The sequence below is a fragment of the Poseidonibacter lekithochrous genome, assembly GCF_018861145.1.
GTDB classification, from domain to species: Bacteria; Campylobacterota; Campylobacteria; order Campylobacterales; family Arcobacteraceae; genus Poseidonibacter; species Poseidonibacter lekithochrous_A.
Genome location: NZ_JAHKQT010000036.1, coordinates 20662 through 30070 on the forward strand (window position 1 = coordinate 20662; position 9409 = coordinate 30070).

General features: G+C 25.7%; 10 protein-coding genes. 6 read left to right on the forward strand and 4 right to left on the reverse strand.

Annotated elements, in window-relative coordinates:
* Positions 1 to 186: 186 nt before the first annotated feature.
* Entirely contained in the window at positions 187 to 840 is a 654-nt protein-coding gene (locus KO488_RS12730) for a response regulator transcription factor (RefSeq protein ID WP_216059190.1), read from the reverse strand.
* A 162-nt stretch (positions 841 to 1002) separates the two neighbouring features.
* Between KO488_RS12730 and KO488_RS12735 the strand changes: the two genes are divergently transcribed.
* The 3 genes from KO488_RS12735 (at position 1003) to KO488_RS12745 (ending at position 4078) form a co-directional block, all read left to right on the forward strand.
* A complete protein-coding gene (locus tag KO488_RS12735; protein ID WP_216059191.1) occupies positions 1003 to 2208 on the forward strand; it encodes an OprD family outer membrane porin in 1206 nt (401 codons plus the stop codon).
* Between the two features lie 75 nt (positions 2209 to 2283).
* A complete protein-coding gene (locus tag KO488_RS12740) occupies positions 2284 to 2943 on the forward strand; it encodes a response regulator transcription factor (protein ID WP_216059192.1) in 660 nt (219 codons plus the stop codon).
* Positions 2921 to 4078, forward strand: a complete 1158-nt coding sequence (locus KO488_RS12745) for a sensor histidine kinase (protein WP_216059193.1) — start codon at positions 2921 to 2923, stop codon at positions 4076 to 4078. The genes KO488_RS12740 and KO488_RS12745 overlap by 23 nt, the downstream gene beginning before the upstream one ends.
* A 306-nt stretch (positions 4079 to 4384) precedes the next feature.
* On the opposite strand, the gene KO488_RS12750 is transcribed toward KO488_RS12745, so the two are convergent.
* Positions 4385 to 5677, reverse strand: a complete 1293-nt coding sequence (locus KO488_RS12750; protein ID WP_216059194.1) for a DNA polymerase Y family protein — start codon at positions 5675 to 5677, stop codon at positions 4385 to 4387.
* Positions 5678 to 5759: 82 nt separating this feature from the next.
* On the opposite strand from KO488_RS12750, the gene KO488_RS12755 reads away from it, so the two are divergent.
* The 3 genes from KO488_RS12755 (at position 5760) to KO488_RS12765 (ending at position 8338) form a co-directional block, all read left to right on the forward strand.
* Positions 5760 to 6431, forward strand: a complete 672-nt coding sequence (locus tag KO488_RS12755; RefSeq protein ID WP_216059195.1) for a S24 family peptidase — start codon at positions 5760 to 5762, stop codon at positions 6429 to 6431.
* A gap of 383 nt (positions 6432 to 6814) precedes the next feature.
* Positions 6815 to 7057: a helix-turn-helix transcriptional regulator gene (locus KO488_RS12760; RefSeq protein WP_216059196.1), complete on the forward strand. Its 243-nt coding sequence runs from the start codon at positions 6815 to 6817 to the stop codon at positions 7055 to 7057.
* Between the two features lie 3 nt (positions 7058 to 7060).
* Complete coding sequence (locus KO488_RS12765) at positions 7061 to 8338, forward strand: HipA domain-containing protein (protein ID WP_216059197.1); 1278 nt, start codon at positions 7061 to 7063, stop codon at positions 8336 to 8338.
* Between the two features lie 322 nt (positions 8339 to 8660).
* On the opposite strand, the gene KO488_RS12770 is transcribed toward KO488_RS12765, so the two are convergent.
* Together KO488_RS12770 and KO488_RS12775 are read right to left on the reverse strand one after the other, a co-directional pair.
* On the reverse strand, positions 8661 to 9029 hold the full coding sequence (locus tag KO488_RS12770) for a hypothetical protein (RefSeq protein ID WP_216059198.1): 369 nt from the start codon (positions 9027 to 9029) through the stop codon (positions 8661 to 8663).
* A gap of 159 nt (positions 9030 to 9188) precedes the next feature.
* Positions 9189 to 9409, reverse strand: a 221-nt coding sequence (locus tag KO488_RS12775) for a helix-turn-helix domain-containing protein (RefSeq protein ID WP_216059199.1), incomplete at its 5' end; no start/stop codon positions are given.

A 9409-nucleotide genomic window follows, 5' to 3' on the forward strand; every position in this document is an offset into this window, starting at 1 on the left:
TTCTTTATTATAGAAGATTAGTGAGGACTTTGTGTGGAGAAAATGTCGAAGCGAAAAATAAATTAAGTTCGCGCTTAAGTAAAGATTTCGAAATCTTAGGAGAATTACTCCGACATAATTTAGAAGAGTTAATGATTTAACTTATTAGAATTATAATAGATTTACGTGTAGTTAACATGTAGAATATTAGATTTTAAGAATATATCCTAATCCTTTAATAGTTGATAAGTTATTTAGATTTTTTCTTATGTTTTTGATGTAAGTTCGAATTGTCGAAATAGAAGGATCCTTTGCGTATTCCCATATATTTATTATAAGTTCTTCGACGGATATAATTCTATTTTTATTTAGAAGGAAATATTTTATTATTTCAGCTTCTTTTTTTGATAAAGTAATTTTTATATTATTTCTTATAAGGCACATATTAGGTAAATCAAAACTCATTTTCTTACCAATTTTTATTAATTTTATAGAATTCATTAAAATCGTTTTTTCTATATATTCAATTCTAATTTTAAGCTCTTCAAGATTAAATGGCTTTCTTAAAAAATCATTTGCACCTATTCTATATGCTTCTTCAAATTCCTGAAAGTTAGTTGAGGCTGTCATAAATATTATAGGTGTAGTAAATCCAATATCTCTAAACTTCTCAAAAATTTCTAATCCATTTATTTCTGGAACATTAATATCAAATAATAATAGATCAAATTTTTGATTATATAACAGTTCATTTGCTTCTTCTCCTTCAAAGGATTGGAAAACTGCATAAGAGTGTGATTCTAAATATTCTTTTAGTAGGTCTGATAAAATAATATCATCTTCAAGTAATAAGATTTTCATTTTTAATCCATTTTTTATTTAGTATATATTTCTAATGAGTATGGAATGTGTAGAGAAACTACATGTTAACTACATCTTGTAAGACTATAGTACTTCTACTATTTACAATTGTTTTGTATATAAGTCTCTTTTCTAAGAGAATTAAAATTTTTAGGAGAATAAATGAAAAAAATCGCAAAATCAAGTTTAGCTACAGCAATAGCAATTACAGGGTTCACTTCAAGTGTATACGCAGCAGACTCTATATCTGAAGCATTTTCAAATGGAAAAGTAAAAGGTTCAGTAAAGTCATACTATTTCGCACAAGATTTTGATGGTGCTGGAAAAAATGATAGTTCAATTTGGGCAAATGGAGGATCTTTGAACTTTGTAACTGATTCATATAAAGGTCTTGTATTAGGTTCTACATTCCAAACTTCTCATGTTACAAGTATTGATGATAAAGATAGTAAAACAAAATCAAGTATGGATGCACAAGGTTCAGTTTTATCTGAAGCATATTTACAATATACATACAATAACACTACATTTAAAGGTGGAAGACAATTTGTATCAACACCTTTATTAGCAGGTTCTGGATCTAGATTAATTAAAGAAGCTTTTGAAGCATATTTACTAGCTAACTCTGACATTCCAGATACAACAATTGTTGCAGGTCTTATTACTAAATATCAACAAAGAACTGACTATACAACAACTGCATCATTTACAACTGCAAATACAGATGCAAATGGCGGACCAGGTGAGTTTATGAAAATTGGAACTGATGGAATAAGAACAGTGTATATTAAAAATACTTCTATTCCTAATTTAACTGCTCAATTTCAATATGCTGATGCAGTAGATATTGCATCACTTATTTATGTTGATGCCAAATATAAATTTGGACCTGCTTATGTTGCAGCACAATATTATGATACTAATTATGATGCAAATACTTCAAAAGATAATTCAATGTATGGATTAAAAATTGGTGCAGACATTGCAAATGTTAATGTTTTTGCAGGATACACTTCAACTGATGGAAAAGCTGGTGAAGATGCAGTTGTTAGAGGTTTAGGTCAAGGTGCATATGCTCACTATACAGCTACTACAAAAACAGCTGGAGGTGATGCATTTACAGCAGGAACTGATGCTTGGCAAATAGGAGCAGGATATAAATTTGGTGAATTAAAAACTAAATTAAGATATACAAGTTTTGATTTACCAACAGCAGGAACAAATTCTGATTTAGATGAAACTACATTAAATTTAGAGTATAAATTTACAAAAGCTTTAACAGCACAAATTGATTATTCAATTTTAGATTATGAAGATGATGAGAGAGATGCTACAGATTTAAGATCAAGATTAATTTACTCATTCTAATATATTATAGGGTTTTTTTGGCCCCTATTAATAAAATAATATTATGATACAATACTCCTAATTATAAGGATTTGTATGAAGATATTACTAATGGAAGATGATTTAATTTTAAATGAAATCATTAGAGAGCATCTAGAAGAACATAATTATGAAATTGTTTCGGTGTTTGATGGAGAAGAAGCTCAAGATAAAATTTATTCACAAACTTTTGACCTATTGCTCTTAGACGTTAATGTTCCTAACTTATCAGGATTTGATTTATTAAAAGATATTCGTTCAAAAGAAATTAAAACTGCAGCTATTTTTATTACTTCAGCTAATATGCTTGAAGATATAAAAGAAGGATTTAACTCTGGATGTGATGATTATATAAAAAAACCTTTTGAATTAAAAGAGTTAGATTTACGTATTAATAATATTAAAAGATTACATAATATTTCTCCTTCGACAAATATAGAGTTATCAAGGAATATCTCTTTAGATATTGAAAAACTTTGTATAAGAAAAGATGAAGAAGATATACATATTACACAAAAAGAGTGTGATGTTTTGCTATATTTAGTTAAAAATAAAAACAAGAATGTAAGTATAGAAGAATTGAGTTTAAATGTTTGGGCTTATGAAGATTCCCCAATTGCTTCTACAATACGAACATACATAAAAAACCTACGAAAGATAGTAGGGGAAGAATACATTTTAAATACTAGAGGGGTTGGTTATAGATTTAACGGTTAGTGAAAAAAGAACTTTTATAAGGTTTCTTACTTTATATCTAGGTTCATCTCTTATCTTAATGTTATTGATTGCATTTTTTTATTTTGAAAATGAAAAAAGATTATATTTTGATTTAGCTAAATCAAATATGCAAAATGCAGTTTCTAAAATATCTTCAAAAATAATATTCTCACATATGACAGATACTCCTTTTGATAAAACAAAGATATTAGATACAAATAAATATAAAATATCTTTTTATAATGAAAAAAAAGAAAAAATATTTGGAAATCTTAATGATGAAATAGATTTTTCAAAAGATATTATGCAACATGATAAAAAACATTTTATTTTAATAGATAGATCTACTTTAGGACATCTTGGTATTTATTACATAGCAATTGAAGAAAAGTTATATTTTGAAGAAGTAAAAGAGTTAAAAGTTAATATAATCTTATTTTTCCTTATTATATATTCTTTAATATCATTAACTGGATTTTATTTAGCAAAACTCTTTTTACTACCAATAAAAGAAGAAAGAGAAAAACTTAATAATTTTATCAGAGATACAACACATGAATTAAATACACCAATCTCTGCAATTTTAATGTCAACAGAAAAAAAACAACTTAGTGAGAAACAAATAGAGAGAGTTAGATTAAGTGCTAGAAGAGTATCTGAAATATATAAAGACTTAACATACATATTTTTACAAAAAAATGGGGAAAAACGTATTTGTGAAAAGTTATCAATAGATATGTTGATATTAGAACAACTAGAATATTTTGAGCCATTAGCTTCAAAAAAGAGAATTAAAATAACTTCAACATTAGAAGCTTTTGAGTATGTAATAAATAAAGATGATGCAATTCGAGTTATTAATAACTTAATATCAAATGCCATTAAATATAATAAAGTAGGTGGAAAAATAGATATATCTTTAAAAAATAGAATATTAAAAATTTCTGATACAGGTATTGGTATTGAAGAAGAAAAACTTAAGGATATTTACAAAAGATATTACAGAGCAACAACGGAGCAAGGTGGTTTTGGAATAGGCTTAAATATAGTAAGTAAAGTTTGTAACAAATATAAAATAGAAATACAAATTAAATCAAAATTAAAAGAAGGTACTATATTCACTCTTAACTTTTAAGATGTGTATTAATTGGAATTGAGGTAAATTTATAAATTTTGAATTATTATTGCCATTTACTTCGATAGTTTAGTTTAATTAAATTAACTTATTCCAAGTAGTATGAATAATAGAATACTGATCTAGTTACCCTATATAGGAGATAAAACTATGAGTAGTCTCTTCCTAAACCTCTTACATTTGGAACACGATGTGTACTTATATTAATTTTCCGTGTTCCACAAAGTGTTCAAAAACTAAAAATTGCAAAGTTCCATAAACCTTAAGGGATAGGGGAACAAATAAAGTTATCTTTCAAAAATCTTTTTAGTTTATATTAAGTTCACTCCCATACCTAATAATATCAACACCATACTTATCTCTAATCTTAAGCAATTTTTCATTTAAAGCTTTAAATTTTTTATCTCTTTCATAATCAATTATAGAAAAGGTTTTTTGATTATGTGCATTGGAAAAGTTTGATGCAGAAATTCCTATATAGTGTATTTTATGAGTTATATGATTATCTAGCTTTTTAATCATATCTTTTGAAAGATCAATTAAAAACTTTTCATTAAAAAGTCTATTATGACTAATTGATTGAGAGTTCTTTGATCCATACTCATATCGTATTTTAAAAAAATAGCTTGTTGGATTTAAAGATAGTTTTGAAATAGTAAAACTTAAATATCTTGCAAGAATCAGTACTCTTCTGTACAGTTCATCTCTATTTAGTATTGCTTTAAAGTTTCTACTTATTCCTATTCCTCTTCTATCACTATAAGCTATTACTCTTTCATTATCAGTTCCACAAATTCTTTTATATAATTGAACTCCTGTTTTACCATATGAATATAATAAACTAGGTTTTACTCTTAACTCTCCTAATGTTTTAATTCTATGTATTTCAAGTTTTTTTGATATTGCACGTCCAACACCTGGAAAGTCATTTACATCAATATTATTTGTATATTCATATACTTGGTCTTGTCTTAATGCTAAAGCACCATAAGGTTTTGCCTCATCAGTTAATAGTTTTGCTATCCATTTACTCTTGCTTGCACCAATTGTAATAGGTAAATCAAACTTAGCCATTATTTCATCTCTTAATTCTTCAATAAAACCTTGTGTATCTTCATCTTTAATCCAACCATTTAAATCTCCAAAGAATTCATCTATTGAATATTGTTCTAATACAGGTATTTTAAACTCTAAGTATTTTTTTAATTTTTGAGATAACTCTTGATAAAATAGATGATCACTTTTTATAATTAATAAATTAGGACACATATATAAAGCCTCTTTTAAAGGTGTTCCCGTTTTTATTCCATACTTTTTAGCCTCATAAGATTTTGCTATAACAATACCATGTACATTTCCTTCTTCGTCAATATATTCATCCTTCCAAGCTCCTAAAACATTATCATGCTGCTTATTCTTAAACTCAAAGACACTATTAAAAGCTCCCGTATCTCCAAGCATAACACCATCTTTTTTTATATTGGAAAAAATTCTATTGTCACTTCCTTTTACAACTACAACATTTTTACCTTTTAAAAAAGGATATCTTGTTCTTTCAGCACTCACAAAATAACAATCTAAATCTAAATGTATGTTCATTTATATTACACCTTGTAATCTTTTTACATAATGTATTACATATATGATATTATTCAAAATAAATTAACATATAGGTCAATAAATGATAAGTAGCGATTTTAATGCTGTAATGAATAAAATTAGAATACATATAGAACAAACGCAAAATAATAAAGATAAAAAAGTTTATGATGCAGATATAGCAAAAGCTTTAGATATCTCAAAAGAGCACTATTGTAGATCGAAAAAAGAAAGTAAAATACCTTTACAAGCTATTATAAATTTTTGTGCAAAAGAGAATATTGTAATTAACTATATATTATTTGATCAAATGCCTGATTCACTAAATCAAATTACAGATAAGATTATTAATATTAAATATTTTAAAAATATAAATACTAGTGCAGGTGGGGGCGCTATTAATGAAAAAGAAAACTTTGAGTACTTAGGCTTAGATAAAGATGTTGTAGAGCAACTAGGTGGTAAAGAAGCTATTAAAAACATTGAAGCTTTAAATGTAACAGGTGAATCAATGGAACCTTTAATAAGAGATGGTTCAATTATATTTATAGATAAATCTAAAACAATACCTTCATTTCGAAATAACAATATCTATGTAGTTAATACACAAAATGGAGTAGTAGTTAAAAAAGTAATTTTCTTGCCAAAATATAATAAGCTTCAATTGCTATCGTGTAATCCCTTATTCTTACCAGAACTTCATGATTGTGATGATGTTGAAGTTTTAGGAAAAGTTATTGGAACAAGCCAGTAGTATATCTCATATATTTTTAAATATTTGAGGTATAATTAATATAAAAGTACTTTAAATCACACTTCACTAAGGAAATAATATGCAAGAGTTTTTACAGCTTTTAATCGTTGGGATATTGTCTTGTGGTCATTATATTTAGCTTATAAACTACCTAAAAAGAATTAAACATATTTTTTATTTAATTCCTCTATATTTTATTAGTAATATTATTGTCGCTTTGTAGCATAAAATATACAAAAGTACAATTATAAAGCAATAACTAATATTTTAATTAATAAAAAGCACAAAAGTACAATTATAAAGCTAATTAAAAGCTTGTCCAATATAAAATGTACAAAAGTATAATTATAAAGCTATATTATAGTTTAAATTGGAGAAAAATCATGGCAAAGAACGTAAAAACTTCAATTGAACCTGATTCTAATATTATTTTAGGTGTTAAAGATTTTGGGAAACATATAAAGTTTAAAAGAACTAGTGAAGGTTTAACATTAACTGAGGCTGCAGAGCTATGTAATATTAATACTAGAACACTTATTCGTTTAGAAAAAGGTTCAGAGGGTGTTAGACTCTCAACTGCATTACATATTGCAAAGATGTTTGGCTTAAAATTAATACTGGAATAAAAGATGACTAAATTAAACATATATTGTGATAAAAATGAAGTTGGATTTTTAGGAGTCAATACAGAGAATGAAGAATTTAGTTTTGAATATACAGATTACTGGGAAAAGAATGGTTTTGAATTATCACCATTTATGAAATTTGGAACAAATATACCATCTAAAGTAATTAGAAATTTTATTGAAAATTTATTACCAGAAGGTCAGGGTAGAGAAGTTTTAAGTAGTTTTCATCATATTTCAAAAAGTAATATATTTGCTTTGATTCATATTATTGGGAAAGAGACAACTGGTGCATTAACTTTTAGTGTAAATGGTAGATTTCCCGAAACAAGTTTTAGAGAAGTTCCTAAATCTGAATTAGCACAGAGAATTAGAGAAAGAAAGAATATACCCATTGAACTTTGGGATGGTAATGCAAGATTGAGTGTAGCAGGTGTCCAGGATAAATTGCCAATTACAATTATTGATGGTAGATTTGGATTTGGAGAAGGTGACCTTGCTTCAACGCATATATTAAAATTTGAAAAAGAAACTGATAATATTGTTCTTAATGAATTTTTGTCTTTAAAACTAGCTTCTATAGTAGGTTTAGAAGTTCCAAATATTGAGATAATTAAATTAGAAGATCAGGAAGCACTTCTTGTTGAAAGATTTGATAGGGAAAATAATAATGATGAAAAAATTTTAAGAAAACATATCATTGATGGATGTCAGGCTTTAAATTTATCTGTATCACATAAATATGAAAGAGCTTTTGGTTCAGGAGATATGAAAGATTATAGAGAAGGAGCAACATTTAAAAAGATCTTTTCGCTTATTGATAAATGTTCTTCACCAATTTTAACAAAGAAAAGTTTAATTACTTGGATATGTGTTAACTTGTGCCTAGGCAATAGTGATGCTCATGGGAAAAATATATCATTTAAAATTGAAAAAGATAAAATGTCATTAACTCCTTTTTATGATATTGTCAATATAAATATCTATAAAGGTAAATATGATACTGATTTTGCAATGGGAATTGATGATTCATTTAATTATGATGAATTAGGAAGTTTTGATATTATTGAATTTTGTAAAACTTTAAATATTAATTTAAAAGGTTTTGTAAAAGAATTTAATAAAGTTTCTGCAGGAATTAGATCTAGTTTAAATGATGATATCTTAATAGGTTTTATTTCTGAAGGTAATATAGATTTTTATGAAAAATATCGAAAGGATGTAAATAGTAGAATTAAAAAACTTTCTGATGTAATTAACTATTGTTTAGAATATAAATAATAGATTTAAAAAAAGTTTTTTAATATAATATTATTAACAAATCATAAGGGAACAATTAAAACGACGCTGTAAAATAAACTGTGTAAACTCACCAGTTACTTTTTAATTACTTTGTATATTTTTCAGAAATTTGATACCAATCATTCCATTCTTTAATTCTTTTTATAATTGTTTTACCTTTGTAATCTGTATCTTCATATTCATTAATATTAAAATCTCTGTAAGAAAAATTAAAATTCTGATTTTCAATACTTAATTCGATGCAATAATCAGTATTATTAGCATCAATATCATTGTGTATTATTTGATAATCACTTGTACTCTAACCTGCATATGCACCACCTTCTGCACACAATCTTTGATTATCTGTGAGTTTAAAAATTACATTACCAAAAAACATTTTTGCTATAGAATTAGATAACTCAACAGCTTTTTCTTCTATCTCTTCAAGCAGTTCTTCTCTTGTTTCCTTGTCATTGTCATATTTCTTATCAAATTGAAATTTTTCATACTTTTTAGATAATTTTTCAATTTTTATAAAATTTGATTTAATATGTTTTCTATTCTCAAATACATTTAAATATATTAATTCATTAAACGAAATGAAATAAAAAAATATTGTTTGAGCAGATTTTTTACAGCTACCTCTAAAACCACCTAAATAAAAACTCCCTAACTTTTCTATTATCAATATTTTCAGATATGAAATGTAATATAAACCCAATAGATAAAATACATAAAACTAAGGTATAATCACTTAAACTATTTGAAATGAAAATTATATATAAAGTAAAAATAAAAAGGTATAGGTAATTTTTTTATATCTTTTATCAAACATTTTAAGTTTCCTTTATTTTTTCTCTAAATCTTGCATTGTATTAAATATCTCATTTTTTAAATAATCATATTTTTTTGCTTTCTCATAATATTCTAAAAATGCTCCTACCCATTTAGGAACTGGTATTGCTTTATCATTTACTTTAAATCCCCAATTGTTAATTGTAGAATATGGAGTATCTGATATATCTGAGAAATCTTTTTGTGATATATCTAACTCTTTTAATCTTTTAT

Excerpts from the sequence above, each read along its gene's own strand:
- KO488_RS12730 (WP_216059190.1), bottom strand. The coding sequence starts at position 840 with ATGAAAATCTTATTACTTGAAGATGATATTATTTTATCAGACCTACTA.
- KO488_RS12735 (WP_216059191.1), top strand. The coding sequence starts at position 1,003 with ATGAAAAAAATCGCAAAATCAAGTTTAGCTACAGCAATAGCAATTACA.
- KO488_RS12740 (WP_216059192.1), top strand. The coding sequence starts at position 2,284 with ATGAAGATATTACTAATGGAAGATGATTTAATTTTAAATGAAATCATT.
- KO488_RS12750 (WP_216059194.1), bottom strand. The coding sequence starts at position 5,677 with ATGAACATACATTTAGATTTAGATTGTTATTTTGTGAGTGCTGAAAGA.
- KO488_RS12755 (WP_216059195.1), top strand. The coding sequence starts at position 5,760 with ATGATAAGTAGCGATTTTAATGCTGTAATGAATAAAATTAGAATACAT.
- KO488_RS12760 (WP_216059196.1), top strand. The coding sequence starts at position 6,815 with ATGGCAAAGAACGTAAAAACTTCAATTGAACCTGATTCTAATATTATT.
- KO488_RS12765 (WP_216059197.1), top strand. The coding sequence starts at position 7,061 with ATGACTAAATTAAACATATATTGTGATAAAAATGAAGTTGGATTTTTA.